General features: G+C 61.1%; 8 protein-coding genes and 1 other RNA gene. 6 read left to right on the plus strand and 3 right to left on the minus strand.

Going from position 1 to position 14,435, the window contains the following annotated elements; translation table 11 throughout:
* Positions 1-61: 61 nt before the first annotated feature.
* Positions 62-2,461 (minus strand): xanthine dehydrogenase molybdopterin binding subunit, encoded by a 2,400-nt coding sequence (gene xdhB / locus HBO11_RS00885; protein WP_169954225.1) that lies wholly within the window; start codon positions 2,459-2,461, stop codon positions 62-64.
* A complete protein-coding gene (gene xdhA / locus HBO11_RS00890; protein WP_169954224.1) occupies positions 2,454-3,902 on the minus strand; it encodes a xanthine dehydrogenase small subunit in 1,449 nt (482 codons plus the stop codon). The genes xdhB and xdhA overlap by 8 nt, the downstream gene beginning before the upstream one ends.
* A 267-nt stretch (positions 3,903-4,169) precedes the next feature.
* Between xdhA and HBO11_RS00895 the strand changes: the two genes are divergently transcribed.
* From HBO11_RS00895 to ffs, 6 genes are all read left to right on the plus strand, one after another.
* Positions 4,170-4,829: a GntR family transcriptional regulator gene (locus HBO11_RS00895; RefSeq protein WP_169954223.1), complete on the plus strand. Its 660-nt coding sequence runs from the start codon at positions 4,170-4,172 to the stop codon at positions 4,827-4,829.
* Between the two features lie 2 nt (positions 4,830-4,831).
* Positions 4,832-8,320: a chromosome segregation protein SMC gene (smc, locus tag HBO11_RS00900; RefSeq protein WP_169954222.1), complete on the plus strand. Its 3,489-nt coding sequence runs from the start codon at positions 4,832-4,834 to the stop codon at positions 8,318-8,320.
* Positions 8,321-8,573: 253 nt separating this feature from the next.
* Positions 8,574-9,437 carry a cell division protein ZipA gene (gene zipA / locus HBO11_RS00905; RefSeq protein WP_169954221.1) on the plus strand — a complete coding sequence of 288 codons (864 nt, stop codon included), beginning with the start codon at positions 8,574-8,576 and terminating at the stop codon, positions 9,435-9,437.
* A gap of 88 nt (positions 9,438-9,525) precedes the next feature.
* Positions 9,526-11,883 (plus strand): NAD-dependent DNA ligase LigA, encoded by a 2,358-nt coding sequence (ligA, locus tag HBO11_RS00910; RefSeq protein ID WP_169954220.1) that lies wholly within the window; start codon positions 9,526-9,528, stop codon positions 11,881-11,883.
* Positions 11,884-11,969: 86 nt separating this feature from the next.
* The gene (locus HBO11_RS00915) at positions 11,970-13,136 is read left to right on the plus strand and encodes a putative zinc-binding metallopeptidase (RefSeq protein WP_169954219.1); all 1,167 of its coding nucleotides are present in this window, start codon (positions 11,970-11,972) and stop codon (positions 13,134-13,136) included.
* A gap of 208 nt (positions 13,137-13,344) precedes the next feature.
* Positions 13,345-13,441, plus strand: an RNA gene (gene ffs / locus HBO11_RS00920) — signal recognition particle sRNA small type.
* A gap of 429 nt (positions 13,442-13,870) precedes the next feature.
* Here ffs and HBO11_RS00925 read toward each other — a convergent pair.
* Positions 13,871-14,185, minus strand: a complete 315-nt coding sequence (locus tag HBO11_RS00925) for a helix-turn-helix transcriptional regulator (RefSeq protein ID WP_170058701.1) — start codon at positions 14,183-14,185, stop codon at positions 13,871-13,873.
* Between the last annotated feature and the right edge of the window lie 250 nt (positions 14,186-14,435).

The following is a 14,435-nucleotide window of genomic DNA, read 5'->3' on the forward strand; positions in this document are numbered from 1 at the left end:
CCCACAGGGGAATGCAATCCAGATGTGGGAGCGGGCTCGCCCGCGATGGCAGCACCTGGGTCTAGAGCGAAGCCATCTCGGTCTCTGCCTCACCCACCGTCGCCACCTGCAACTGGCGCATCTGCTCACACCCCCACAACACCCGCTCCGGGGTCGCCGGTGCATCGATCTTGGGTTGATGGCGATAGTCACCCAGGCTCGCCACCGCATCCTTGATCGCGCACCACGAGGCAATCCCGAGCATGAATGGCGGCTCACCCACGGCCTTGGAGTGGAACACCGTGTCTTCCGGGTTCTTGCGGTTTTCTACCAGCTTGACCCGCAAATCCAGGGGCATGTCCGCTACCGCCGGGATCTTGTAGCTGGCCGGGCCATTGGTCATCAATTTGCCCTTGTTGTTCCACACCAGCTCTTCCATGGTCAGCCAGCCCATGCCCTGGATAAAGCCGCCTTCCACCTGGCCGATATCGATGGCCGGGTTCAGCGAGGCGCCCACATCGTGGAGGATGTCGGTGCGCAGCATTTTGTACTCGCCGGTCAGGGTGTCGACGATCACTTCGCAGCAGGCCGCACCGAAGGCGAAGTAGTAGAACGGCCGACCCCGCGCCTGGCTGCGGTCGTAGAAGATTTTCGGGGTCTTGTAGAACCCGGTACTGGACAGCGACACCTGGGCGAAATACGCCTGCTGGATCAGCTCCTCGAACGTCAGGATCAGCTCACGCACCCGCACATGGCCGTTGTGGAACTCAACATCGGCCTCGCTGACGTCGTATTTGCGCGCGGCAAATTCCACCAGGCGCTGCTTGATGGTCTCGGCGGCATTCTGCGCGGCCTTGCCGTTGAGGTCGGCACCGCTGGAGGCGGCGGTCGGCGAGGTGTTGGGCACTTTGTCGGTGTTGGTCGCGGTGATCTGCACCCGGTCGATTTCCACCTGGAAAATCTCGGCCACCACTTGCGCGACTTTGATGTTCAGGCCCTGGCCCATCTCGGTGCCGCCGTGGTTCAGGTGGATGCTGCCGTCGGTGTAGATATGGATCAAGGCGCCGGCCTGGTTGAGGAAGCTGGCGGTAAACGAAATACCGAACTTGACCGGGGTCAGCGCCAGGCCTTTTTTCAGGATCGGGCTGTGGGCGTTGTACAGGCGGATCGCTTCGCGGCGCTCGGCGTATTGGCTGCTGGCCTCAAGCTCGGCGGTCATCTCTTCGAGCATGTTGTGCTCGACAGTCTGGTAGTAGTGGGTGACGTTGCGCTCGGTCTTGCCATAGTAATTGGCCTTGCGCACCGCCAGCGGGTCCAGCGCCAGGTGGCGGGCGATGGCGTCCATCACTTCCTCGATGGCGACCATGCCTTGCGGGCCGCCGAAGCCACGGTAGGCGGTGTTGGAGGCGGTGTTGGTCTTGCAGCGATGGCCGTTGACGGTGGCGTCGCCCAGGTAATAGGAGTTGTCGGAGTGGAACATCGCGCGGTCGACAATCGAGTTAGACAGGTCTGGCGAGCAGCCGCAGTTACCCGCCAGGTCCAGATTGATCCCGTGCAGGCGGCCGTTGTCGTCAAAGCCCACGTCGTATTCGATATAGAACGGGTGGCGCTTGCCGGTCATCAGCATGTCTTCGACCCGTGGCAGGCGCATTTTGGTCGGCTGGCCGGTCAGGCGCGCGACCACTGCACACAGGCATGCCGGGCTGGCCGCCTGGGTTTCCTTGCCACCAAAACCACCGCCCATGCGGCGCATATCCACGACGATTTTGTTCATCGACACGTCCAGCACTTCGGCCACCAGTTTCTGCACTTCGGTGGGGTTCTGGGTGGAGCAGTAGACGATCATGCCGCCGTCTTCGGTGGGCATCACCGAGGAAATCTGGGTCTCCAGATAGAAGTGTTCCTGGCCGCCGATATGCAGGGTCCCCTGGATACGGTGTTTCGCGCTCGCCAGGGCGCCCGCCGAATCCCCGCGCTGGTGGGTGTGGCTGTCCAGCACGAAATGTTTGTTGCGAAAGGCCTCGACCACATCCAGCACCGGCTCCAGGTCTTCGTATTCGATCACCGCCGCCATGGCGGCCTTGCGTGCGGTCTCCAGGTCGCGGGCGGCGACGGCCAGCACCACCTGGCCGACGAACTGCACGGTGTCGATGGCCAGCAACGGGTCGCCGGGCATCAGCGGGCCGATGTCTTTGAGGCCCGGTACGTCTTCGTGGGTGATGACGATGCGCACCCCCTCGAAGGCGTAGCAAGGTGCGGTGTCGATGCTGAGGATCCGGGCATGGGCGCGGTCGGACATGCGCGCATACAGGTGCAACTGGTTGGGGAATTCCAGGCGGTCATCGATGTACTGCGCTTCGCCCGACACGTGCTTGGCGGCGCTGTCATGCTTGACGCTGCGCCCGACCCCGGACGTCAGGTCCTGGGCAAACAGCGCGGCCATTTCGGCTTGGGTTTTTACCACGGCGTGATGGTTAGACATAAGCGGTCACCCGAGTCTCGATGTGCGGCGTTTGCAGTTCGATGAAGTATTTGCGCAGCAGGTTCTGTGCGCTGAGCAGGCGGTATTCCTTGCTCGCGCGAAAGTCCGACAGCGGGGTGAAATCCTCGGCCAGGGCCGCGCAGGCTTTCTCCACGGTGGCACTGTTCCAGGTGGCGCCGATCAGCACCGTCTCGCAGTGTTGCGCGCGTTTGGGCGTGGCGGCCATGCCGCCGAAGGCCACGCGGGCATCGCTGATCACCCCGTTGTCGATTTTCAGGTTGAACGCCGCGCACACCGCCGAGATGTCATCGTCCAGGCGCTTGGAAACCTTGTAGGCACGAAACAGCGCGTGGCCCTTGGGTACGATGATTTTTTCGATGAACTCGCTGTCCTGGCGGGCAGTGACGCGGTAGTCGATAAAGTAGTCTTCCAGGGCCAGGGTGCGGCGCACGCTGCCCTTGCACAGCACGATCTGCGCGCCGAGGGCGATCAGCAGCGGCGGCGAATCACCGATGGGCGAGGCGTTGCCGATATTGCCGCCGAGGGTGCCCTGGTTGCGGATTTGCAGGGAGGCGAAGCGGTGCAGCAGGTCGCCGAAGTCCGGGTATTCATGGTGCAGCGCGCTGTAGCAGTCGGAGAGGGCGGTGGCGGCGCCGATTTCCAGGCGGTCGTCAAAGGTCTCGATGCGCTTCATGGACTCGATGTTGCCCACATAGATCATCACTGGCAGCGTGCGGTGGAACTGGGTCACTTCCAGCGCCAGGTCGGTGCCGCCGGCCAGCAGCCGGGCCTGTGGGTAGGCGTCGTAGAGGTCGGCCAGGTCGGCGACGGTCAGGGGCACCAGGCAGCGTTTGTCGCCGCTGTTCAGTTCACCGGTTTGCGTCGGGGCGATGGCCTTGAGGCGGGCGATGGTCTGCGCCTGGCGGCTGTCGAACTGGTCCTGGGGCTTGTTGCAGCAGGCCTGTTCGGCGGCGGCCAGGATCGGCCGGTAGCCGGTGCAGCGGCACAGGTTGCCGGCCAGGGCTTCATGGGCCTTGGCGCTGTCCGGGGCGTCGCTGTTTTTTTGCAGGGCGAACAGTGACATCACAAAGCCCGGCGTGCAGAAACCGCACTGCGAGCCATGGCACTCGACCATCGCCTGTTGCACGCTGTGCAGCTGGCCCTGGTGCTTGAGGTCTTCGACGCTGATCAGTTGCTTGCCGTGCAGGGACGAGACAAACGTCAGGCACGAATTGAGGCTGCGATAGCGAATTTGCTCGGCACCTTGCTCATCGGTATGCAGCTCGCCGACTACCACGGTGCAGGCACCACAGTCGCCGCTGGCGCAGCCTTCCTTGGTTCCGGATTTGCCCAGGTGCTCACGCAGGTAGTTGAGCACAGTCAGGTTCGGGTCCAGGGCGTGCTCGCTACGGAGCTCCTGGTTTAGTAAAAACTGGATCACGGAAGGCCTCGCAGACTCATTATTGTTGTTAACCGCTTTGCGCCGAATCTAGTCATGTCTGACTTTTCGGTCAACGATTTTCTGACCAGAAGGTCAAGAAAATGCGATTGCAACACCTTTGATTATGGTTCAGATCCCTGTAACCGCCGTTTTCAGGGGCGCCTGGGCTTTATCGTCTGCTTATTTCATGCCAAATTCGGCGTTGCTGGCCCAGTGATTGCGCTACACTGCCGCCCTTGTACCGATAGACGATTTTGAAGGGAAAACATGACGTTCAAGGCGCCGGATAGTCTCGCCGAGCAAATCGCTCACCACCTCGCCGAACGCATCATTCGCGGCGATCTCAAGCCTGGGGAGCGGATCCAGGAACAGAAAGTCACGCTGGCACTCAATGTCAGCCGTGGCTCCGTGCGCGAAGCCTTGCTGATCCTCGAGCGGCGGCACCTGATCGCCATCCTGCCGCGCCGTGGCGCCCACGTCACCGAGCTCACCGCACACAAGGTGCAGAGCCTGTGCACGCTGATGAGCGAGCTGTACATCCTGCTGGGCAACGCGGTTGCCGAAGGCTGGCAGACCCAGGTCGACATGGCGCCGTTCGTGCAGATCCAGCAACGACTGGTGAGCAATTTCGAACGCCAGGACATCCGCGCCTTTGTCGAGGAATGCTTCAATGTCATGCGCGCCGCATACCCCTTTGCCAACAATCCTTACCTGCAGGAAACCGTCGAGAACCTGCAGCCGGCGATGAATCGCGCCTATTACCTGGCCCTGGATCAACGCAAGGCGTCCATGAGCGAGTACCTGGTGCTGTTCGAGCAACTGCTCGCTGCCGTACTGGCCCGTGACTTGCCGCAGATTCGCCAAGTGTTGTCGGCCTATGGCCAGCGCAGTTGCACCCTGGTTATCGCAGCCCTGGCGGACGCCTAAGCGTGCGGCTCAAGTGCATCAAACTGGCGGGGTTCAAATCCTTCGTCGACCCGACTACGGTGAACTTCCCCAGTAACATGGCGGCAGTGGTCGGGCCCAATGGTTGCGGCAAGTCGAACATTATCGACGCCGTGCGCTGGGTGATGGGCGAGAGCTCGGCAAAAAACCTGCGTGGCGAGTCGATGACCGACGTCATCTTCAATGGCTCCACCAGCCGCAAGCCGGTGAGCCAGGCCAGCATCGAACTGGTGTTCGACAACTCCGACGGCACCCTGGTGGGCGAATACGCGGCCTACGCAGAAATTTCCATCCGCCGCAAAGTGACGCGCGACAGCCAGAACAGTTACTTCCTCAATGGCACCAAGTGCCGGCGCCGCGACATCACCGACATCTTCCTCGGCACCGGCCTGGGCCCGCGCAGCTACTCGATCATCGAGCAGGGCATGATCTCCAAGCTGATCGAAGCCAAGCCCGAGGACTTGCGCAACTTTATCGAGGAAGCGGCCGGCATCTCCAAGTACAAGGAGCGCCGGCGCGAGACCGAGAACCGCATCCGCCGCACCCACGAAAACCTGGCGCGCCTGACCGACCTGCGTGAAGAGCTGGAGCGCCAGTTGGAGCGCCTGCACCGCCAGGCCCAGGCCGCCGAGAAATACCAGGAATACAAAGGCGAAGAGCGCCAGCTCAAGGCACAACTCTCGGCCCTGCGCTGGCAGGCCTTGAATGACCAGGTGGGCCAGCGCGAAGCGATCATCGGCACCCAGGAAATCAGCTTCGAAGCCCTGGTGGCCGAGCAGCGCAATGCCGACGCCAGCATCGAGCGCCTGCGTGACGGTCACCATGATCTGTCCGAGCGCTTCAATCTGGTGCAGGGCCGTTTCTATTCGGTGGGCGGCGATATTGCGCGGGTCGAGCAGAGCATCCAGCACGGCCAGCAGCGCCTGCGCCAGTTGCAGGATGACCTCAAGGAAGCGGAGCGGGCGCGGCTGGAAACCGAATCCCACCTGGGCCACGACCGCACCTTGCTGCTGACCCTCGGCGAAGAGCTGGACATGCTCACCCCCGAGCAGGAAATCACCAGCGCCGCCGCCGAAGAAGCCGCCGCCGCCCTGGAAGAGTCGGAAACCACCATGCACGGCTGGCAGGAGCAGTGGGACGCGTTCAACCTGCGCTCCGCCGAGCCACGGCGCCAGGCTGAGGTGCAGCAGTCGCGCATCCAGCAACTGGAAACCAGTATGGAACGCCTGGCCGAGCGTCAGCGCCGGGCCCTGGAGGAGCGCGCGTTGCTCGCCTCCGCTCCGGAAGACGCGGCGATCATGGCGCTGAGCGAGCAGTTGGCCGAAAGCGAAATGACCCTGGAAGAGCTGGAGGCCAGCGAAGAACAACAAGTGGAACGCCTGGAGCAATTGCGTCAGGAGCTGCAGCAGGCGACCCAGGCGCAACAGCAGGCCCAGGGCGATTTACAGCGCCTTAACGGGCGCCTGGCCTCCCTTGAAGCCTTGCAGCAGGCCGCATTGGACCCAGGCACCGGCACCGCCGAATGGCTGCGCGACCAGCACCTGGCCGAGCGCCCGCGCCTGGCCGAAGGCTTGAAGGTTGAAGCTGGTTGGGAATTGGCTGTGGAAACCGTGCTCGGTGCGGACCTGCAAGCGGTGCTGGTGGACGATTTTGGCGGCTTTGACCTGGCGGGCTTCACACAAGGTGACTTGCGCCTGCTCAGCCCGGCAGCCGATGGCACCCGCGTGCCCGGCAGCCTGTTGGATAAAGTCGAGGCGCAGATTGATCTGGCGCCGTGGCTGGGCCAGGTCAAACCGGTGGACTCGCTGGAACAGGCCCTGGCGCTGCGTGGCCAATTGATCTCTGGCGAAAGCCTGATCAGCCGCGACGGCTACTGGGTAGGCCGGCACTTTTTGCGGGTGCGCCGCGCCAGTGAAGCCGAAAGTGGCGTATTGGCCCGTGGCCAGGAAATCGTCAACCTGAGTGCCGAGCGTGAAGAGCGCGAAGCCACCCTTGAGTCCCTGGAAACCCAACTGCAAACCCTGCGCGCCACTCAGCGCCAGCAAGAGACCGGCCGCGAACACTTGCGCCGCCTGTTGCAGGACGAAGCGCGCCAGCAGGGCGAATTGAAAGCCCAACTCTCGGCCAGCAAGGCCAAGGCCGAACAGCTGACCCTGCGCCGCACCCGGCTCGACGAAGAAGTGGCCGAAATGGGCGAACAGCGCGCCCTCGAACACGAACAAGTCGGTGAGGCACGCCTGCAATTGCAGGAGGCCCTCGACAGCATGGCCCTCGATACCGAGCAGCGCGAACTGTTGCTGGCCCAGCGTGACAGCCTGCGCGAGCGCCTCGACCGGGTACGCCAGGAAGCGCGCCAGCACAAGGATCACGCCCACCAGTTGGCCGTGCGCCTGGGCTCCTTGCGCGCCCAGCACGATTCCACGCGCCAGGCCCTGGAGCGCCTGGAGATGCAGTCCGAACGCCTGACGGAAAAGCGCGAGCAACTGAGCCTCAACCTGGAGGAGGGCGAGGCGCCGCTGGAAGAGCTGCGCTTGAAGCTCGAAGAGTTGCTCGATAAACGCATGAGCGTCGACGAAGAACTCAAGACCGCACAAATCGCCCTGGAAGACGCCGACCGCGAACTGCGCGACGCAGAAAAGCGCCGGACCCAGGCCGAGCAGCAATCGCAATTGATCCGCGGCCAGCTCGAACAGCAGCGCATGGAGTGGCAAGCCCTCACGGTGCGCCGCAAGACTCTGCAAGACCAGTTGCTGGAAGATGGCTACGACCTGCACGGCGTACTCAATACCCTGACCGCCCAGGCCAACGAGAAGGACGCCGAGGAAGAACTTGAGCGCATTGGCGCACGTATTCAACGACTCGGGGCGATCAACCTCGCGGCCATCGACGAATACCAGCAGCAGTCCGAACGCAAACGTTATCTGGATGCCCAGGACGCCGATCTGGTGGAAGCCCTCGACACTTTGGAAAACGTCATTCGCAAGATCGACAAAGAGACCCGAAACCGCTTCAAAGATACCTTTGATCAGATTAATAGCGGTTTACAGGCCTTATTCCCAAAAGTTTTCGGTGGTGGCAGCGCTTACTTGGAACTGACGGGCGAAGATCTACTCGATACAGGGGTAACGATCATGGCGCGGCCTCCGGGCAAGAAGAACAGCACCATCCATTTGTTGTCCGGCGGCGAGAAGGCCCTGACCGCATTGGCCCTGGTGTTTGCCATCTTCAAGTTGAACCCGGCGCCGTTCTGCATGCTCGACGAAGTTGACGCGCCGCTGGATGACGCTAACGTTGGACGGTATGCCCGCCTGGTTAAAGAGATGTCCCAGACGGTGCAGTTCATCTATATCACCCACAACAAGATCGCCATGGAAATGGCTGATCAATTGATGGGGGTGACCATGCATGAACCGGGCTGTTCGCGACTGGTGGCGGTGGATGTGGAAGAGGCGATGGCGATGGTGGAAAGTTAGCGGCAAGTTGCTAGCTTCAAGGGGCAAGAGTGTCGGCTTGAAGCTTATGATTTGTAGCCTGATTCCTGCGTTAGCCGACACATTTTGCGCCAACTGTGTAAAGTTATCTTTGGTCGTGCTAGTTTAATGTCAATTTTTCGTATGCGTGGGCAAAACGTCAGTCAGAACATAGAGTTGGCGCCACGTTTTAAAGCGGTTTGCACGGTGCTAAACCCCTTATTTTTCAGCATTTTTTATAGAGGCAAGGGATTACATGGAAATCGGTCTGCGCGAGTGGCTGATCGTCATCGGCATTATTGTAATAGCCGGTATTCTTTTTGATGGCTGGCGCCGTATGCGCGGCGGCAAGGGCAAGCTGAAATTCCGCCTGGACCGAAACCTGTCCAATCTGCCCGACGACGATGGCGCCGCCGAGCTGCTGGGGCCTCCCCGTGTCCTGGATACCCATAAAGAACCGCAACTGGACGAACACGACCTGCCGTCGATGAGCGCGCCGGTGCGCGAGCCCCGCGAGCCGTCGTCCAAGCGCGGCAAGCGTGGCAGTGCTGTCGTGGCCGAGCCGCATCAGGGCGACCTGAACCTCGACGTCGACGAAGGCCCGAGCTTCAGTAGCCGTGACGGTGATTTTCCGGATGAAACCCCGGCCAAGAGCGCACCGCGTGAGTCCTCCAAGGATCAGCCGGCGGCTGAAGAAGTGCTGGTGATCAGCGTGATCTGCCGCGACGCGGCCGGCTTCAAGGGCCCGGCGCTGTTGCAGAACATCCTGGAAAGCGGCCTGCGTTTTGGCGAGATGGATATTTTCCACCGTCACGAAAGCATGGCGGGCAACGGTGAAGTGCTGTTCTCCATGGCCAACGCGGTCAAGCCGGGCACCTTCGATTTGGACGATATCGACCTGTTCAGCACCCCGGCGGTGAGCTTCTTCCTCGGCCTGCCAGGCCCGCGCCACCCGAAACAGGCGTTCGACGTCATGGTGGCCGCCGCCCGCAAGCTGTCCCAGGAACTTAACGGTGAGCTCAAGGACGACCAGCGCAGCGTACTGACCGCCCAGACCATCGAACACTACCGTCAGCGCATCGTCGAGTTCGAGCGTCGCGCCCTGACACAGAAACGCTGAGGATTGGTCTTCAGCGTTGTCAGTAGAATTAAGCGCACTAACATATTGAGCAGCTTCGGCTGCTCTTTTGCTTTATGAGAGAACACCCATGACCGCCGCCCACACCCGCATCCTCGAACTGCGCGCTGAACTGGATCAGCACAACTACCGTTATCACGTACTCGACGAGCCGAGCATCCCGGACGCCGAGTACGACCGGTTGTTCCATGAGCTCAAGGCCCTGGAGTCCGAGCACCCCGACCTGGTGACCCGTGATTCACCAACGCAACGGGTGGGTAGTGCGGCGTTGTCGGCGTTTACCCAGGTGCGCCATGAGATCCCCATGCTCAGCCTGGGCAACGCGTTTGATGAAACCACCATGCTGGAATTTGATCGTCGGGTCACCGAGGGCCTCGACCTGCCGGTGGGCGATCTGTTTGGCAGTGGTGCGGCGGTGGAATACAGCTGCGAACCCAAGCTCGATGGCCTGGCGGTCAGCCTGCTGTACCAGGATGGCGAGTTGGTACGCGGCGCGACACGTGGCGACGGCACCACGGGCGAAGACATCAGCGTCAATGTGCGCACCGTGCGCAATATCCCGTTGAAACTGCACGGCACAGGCTGGCCGGCGACCCTGGAAGTGCGTGGTGAAGTGTTCATGTCCAAGGCCGGTTTCGAGCGTTTGAATGCCTCGCAACTGGAAGTCGGCGGCAAGACCTTCGCCAACCCGCGCAACGCCGCCGCCGGCAGCCTGCGCCAACTCGATTCGAAGATCACAGCCAGTCGCCCCCTGGAGTTTTGCTGCTACGGCGTGACCACGGATATCAGCGACACTCATATCGGCAACCTGCAGCAGTTGCAGAAATGGGGCATGCCCATCAGCCATGAGTTGAAGCTGGCCAAGGGTATTGAGGATTGCCTGGCGTACTACCGCGACATCGGTGAGCGGCGTAGCAGCCTGCCCTATGAAATCGACGGGGTGGTGTTCAAGGTCAACAGCATTGCCTACCAGCGTGAACTGGGCTTTCGCGCCCGCGAGCCGCGCTGGGCCATCGCTCATAAGTTTCCGGCGCTGGAAGAACTCACCGAGCTGCTGGACGTTGAGTTCCAGGTCGGCCGCACCGGCGCCGTGACCCCGGTAGCACGCTTGAAGCCAGTCAAGGTGGCGGGCGTCACTGTGTCCAATGCGACGTTGCACAATATGGACGAAGTGGCGCGCCTGGGCTTGATGATCGGTGACACCGTGATTATCCGCCGTGCCGGTGACGTAATCCCACAGGTCGTGTCGGTGGTTGCCGAGCGCCGCCCGGAAAATGCCCGCGCCGTACAGATCCCGCAAACCTGCCCGGTGTGTGGCTCCCATGTGGAACGCACGCAGTTGGTCAAGCGCAGCAAGGGCAAGGAAACCGTCAGCGAAGGCGCGGTGTATCGCTGTGTCGGGCGGCTGGCCTGTGGTGCGCAGCTCAAGCAGGCGATTATCCATTTTGTCTCGCGACGGGCCATGGATATCGACGGCCTGGGCGACAAGACCATCGAGCAACTGGTCGATGAAAAGCTCATCGGTTCGCCGGCTGACCTGTACAAGCTCAAGTACGAACAGATCATCGACCTGGAAGGCTTCGCTGATGTTTCCAGCAAGAAACTGATCGCTGCCATCGAAAACAGCAAGACCCCAACCCTGGCACGGTTTATCTACGCCCTGGGCATTCCCGATGTCGGCGAGGAAACCGCCAAGGTGCTGGCGCGCTCCCTGGCGTCCCTGGAGCGCGTGCAGCAAGCCTTGCCGGAAGTGTTGACGTACTTGCCGGATGTTGGCCTGGAGGTGGCGCACGAGATCCACAGCTTCTTTGAAGACAGCCATAACCAGCAGGTGATTGGCGCGTTACTGTCGCCGGATGAGTGCGGCCTGCAATTGCAGGACCAGGGCGAACTGAGCGCCGAGTTCGCGGCCAGCACCACCCTGGGCGGCTTTCTCGACAAGCTGCACGTGCCTTCCGTGGGGCCGGGGGCTGCGCAGAAGCTGGCGGACAAGTTCGGCTCCCTGGAGGGCGTTATCCAGGCCGATTGGCTGGATATGCGCCAGGCACTCCCAGAGAAACAGGCCAAGGCCGTGCGCGAGTTTTTTGATAATCCGGACAATGCCCGGCGTGCGCAAGCCATCGAGCAGCAGCTCAAGGACTTTGGCATGCACTGGCAGAGCGAGAAGAAAGTCCTCGAGGGCTTGCCCGAAGCGGGCCATACCTGGGTGCTGACCGGCTCGCTGGAGTTGATGAGCCGCGACGTGGCCAAGGAAAAACTCGAAAGCCTGGGCGCCAAGGTCGCCGGTTCGGTGTCGGCGAAAACCTATTGCGTGGTCGCGGGGCCAGGCGCCGGGTCGAAGTTGGCCAAGGCCAGTGAGCTGGGGTTGAAAGTCATGGATGAAGAGGCTTTTGTTGCCTTTCTGACCCGCCACAACATCTCCATCTGATGATGACGATCGTTCCCACGCAGAGTGTGGGAACGATCTTGCGTGGTAAATGATCTAGTCTTGGGCACGCCCCTGGAGAGATCGCCATGTACCGCTTCTTCGAACAGCTCAGTTCGCGCATCGCCGCACCGTTCATGGCCGGGACTTCGCGCAATAGCAAGGTGTGGCAGTGCCGTTGCGGGCAATCCCTGTTCTTTCGCAACAGCCAATGCCTGTCCTGTTCGGCGCTGCTGGGCTATCTGCCCGAGCAAAGCCGGCTGTCGTCCCTGCAACCTGGGCCGGTCGTCAATACCTGGCTGCAGGACGATAATCTTGACGCGGGCGCCTGGCGCCGCTGCGCCAACCTCGACACGCCTGCTGCCTGCAACTGGCTGATCCCGGCCTACAGCACCGCACCGCTGTGCGTGGCGTGTAGCCTTAATCGCACCATCCCCGACCTGTCGATTGCAGAAAACCCCGAGCGCTGGCGCAAAGTCGAAACCGCCAAGCGCCGGCTGGTGGCGCAACTGATCAGCCTGGGGTTGCAGGTGGTCCCCAAGTCCGTCGATGAAGCCAATGGCCTGGCCTTTGACTTCGTCGGTATCGACCTGCAAGGCAAGGCCCCCACTACCGGGCATGCCAACGGCTTGATCACCTTGGATATCAAGGAAGCCGACGACGAACACCGTGAGAAAATTCGCGTGCAGATGCGTGAACCGTACCGCACCTTGCTCGGTCATTTCCGGCATGAAGTCGGTCACTATTACTGGGATCGCCTGGTCGCCGGCAGCCACTGGCTGGAGCCGTTCCGCCAGGTGTTTGGTGATGAGCGTGCCAGCTATGCCGATGCTCTCGAGCAGCACTACCAGAACGGCCCGCGCCCGGGCTGGCAGCAAACCTGCGTCAGCGCCTACGCCACCATGCACCCTTGGGAAGACTGGGCGGAAACCTGGGCCCACTACCTGCACATGATGGACGCGGTCGATACCGCCCTGGGCTTTGGCATGAGCGCGCGGGAGATGGACCTGGACTACCAGTCGTTTCCCCTCGCCACGCTCTACGATCCGCAACACCCTGGCGGGGCGGCGTTCCTGTCGTTCGTCAACGCCTGGATCGAACTGGCCGGCATGCTCAACGAACTGTCCCGCAGCATGGGGCAACCGGATTTCTATCCCTTCGTGCTGCCACCGGCGGTGATTGCCAAGCTGCATTTCATCCACCTGGTGATCCAGGAGGAGGGCGGCCGGGCGGATGAGGTGTTGAAAGCCCAATGATCCAATGTGGAAGCGGGCTTGCCCGCGATGACGTGACCACCGCCATCGCGGGCAAGCCCGCTCCCACACCACATAGAGGGTGTTCTTCAGGGCTATGGCAAGTACTTGAGCCCCTTGGCTTTTTAATCCGGCACCAACGGTTGTAACTTCCGATGAGATCGGTACAATGGCGCGGCTTGCCGAGAGGCCAGCGTCGTTATGGTGACCCCATCGGTCCCCCCGCAACGATTACCCGTGAACCTGGTCAGAGCCGGAAGGCAGCAGCCACAGCGGGAACATTGTGTGCCGGGGTGTGGCTGGTGGGGTTGCCTCCATAACGCTCCCTTCGTAACAACTCTCCCTCTGATCAAAAATTATCACTTTGCCGTGCGTTATTGCGCAGCGGTCGAAGCCGTCTGTACACCGCGTTTTTTCGCGGCGTTTTCGTGTCTGGCTATCAGCCTTTATTGCGGTTGAAGAAGCTTCTTCGCCGCCAGCAGGAAGATGCCGATCGTGCAGGCAGGTTCTAGGTGCCAGCCACCGCCAGCAGGCGGAGGTAGCTCATGGTAGTCCCTTGCATTTTGAAGTAATTGCGCGAAAGGATGCCGAGTCCGCTTGGGCTGCGCGAGCATATTGGCAAAAGGCGTGGCCCAGCGCCTGCCAGGAGAGGCGCTGTCCGGTCGGATCATGTCAGTAGGCAAAGAGCAAAGAGCAGGCAGCATCAGCGACCTGCTCTTTTTTATGTCGTACGAGCTCTAAGGCTTGGACAAGGCCTGGTCTACCGCCGCTATCAGCTTTCCCGGATCCTTCGGGGTGGCTTTATGAATGACACCGAACAGATAAGCGCGCTGTTCGTCCTCATCGCCCAGATCGGCAAAAAAGACTTTCAGCTTCACTCCCAGAGCCTCTGCAAACAAGAAGAGAGCGTCAACGCTGGGTGTATAGGTGCCGGTTTCGAAGCGGCTGATGGTTTTAGGGTCAAAACCGGTTTTCTCACCTAGTTCAGCCTGAGTAAGCCCCGCTACCTTTCGATAACGTCTGATGGCTGGACCCAAACTTGAAATTTGCATCGCTCAATTCCCATTTAGAATCAAGAACTTAACGATAAATATTGGCATTAGACAACGGCACGCACCATCACCTTTTCTTGCAAAATGTGATGTAATTCGTAGAATCGGCGTTTAGGACAAGTATTTGGCGGTGTCGTTTCACAGGGCACCTTTATGAAACAGGAAATCATTGCTTTCTCCTCACTTTCATAAAGGTGGCTGCAAAACAGTTGCTCGGCCGTAGCGCCAGGCTCGCTCTCACGTGCCCATG

The organism is Pseudomonas sp. WS 5010 (assembly GCF_012985565.1).
GTDB lineage: Bacteria > Pseudomonadota > Gammaproteobacteria > Pseudomonadales > Pseudomonadaceae > Aquipseudomonas.

Excerpts from the sequence above, each read along its gene's own strand:
- zipA (WP_169954221.1), top strand. The coding sequence starts at position 8,574 with ATGGAAATCGGTCTGCGCGAGTGGCTGATCGTCATCGGCATTATTGTA.
- HBO11_RS00925 (WP_170058701.1), bottom strand. The coding sequence starts at position 14,185 with ATGCAAATTTCAAGTTTGGGTCCAGCCATCAGACGTTATCGAAAGGTA.
- xdhB (WP_169954225.1), bottom strand. The coding sequence starts at position 2,461 with ATGTCTAACCATCACGCCGTGGTAAAAACCCAAGCCGAAATGGCCGCG.
- HBO11_RS00895 (WP_169954223.1), top strand. The coding sequence starts at position 4,170 with ATGACGTTCAAGGCGCCGGATAGTCTCGCCGAGCAAATCGCTCACCAC.
- ligA (WP_169954220.1), top strand. The coding sequence starts at position 9,526 with ATGACCGCCGCCCACACCCGCATCCTCGAACTGCGCGCTGAACTGGAT.
- HBO11_RS00915 (WP_169954219.1), top strand. The coding sequence starts at position 11,970 with ATGTACCGCTTCTTCGAACAGCTCAGTTCGCGCATCGCCGCACCGTTC.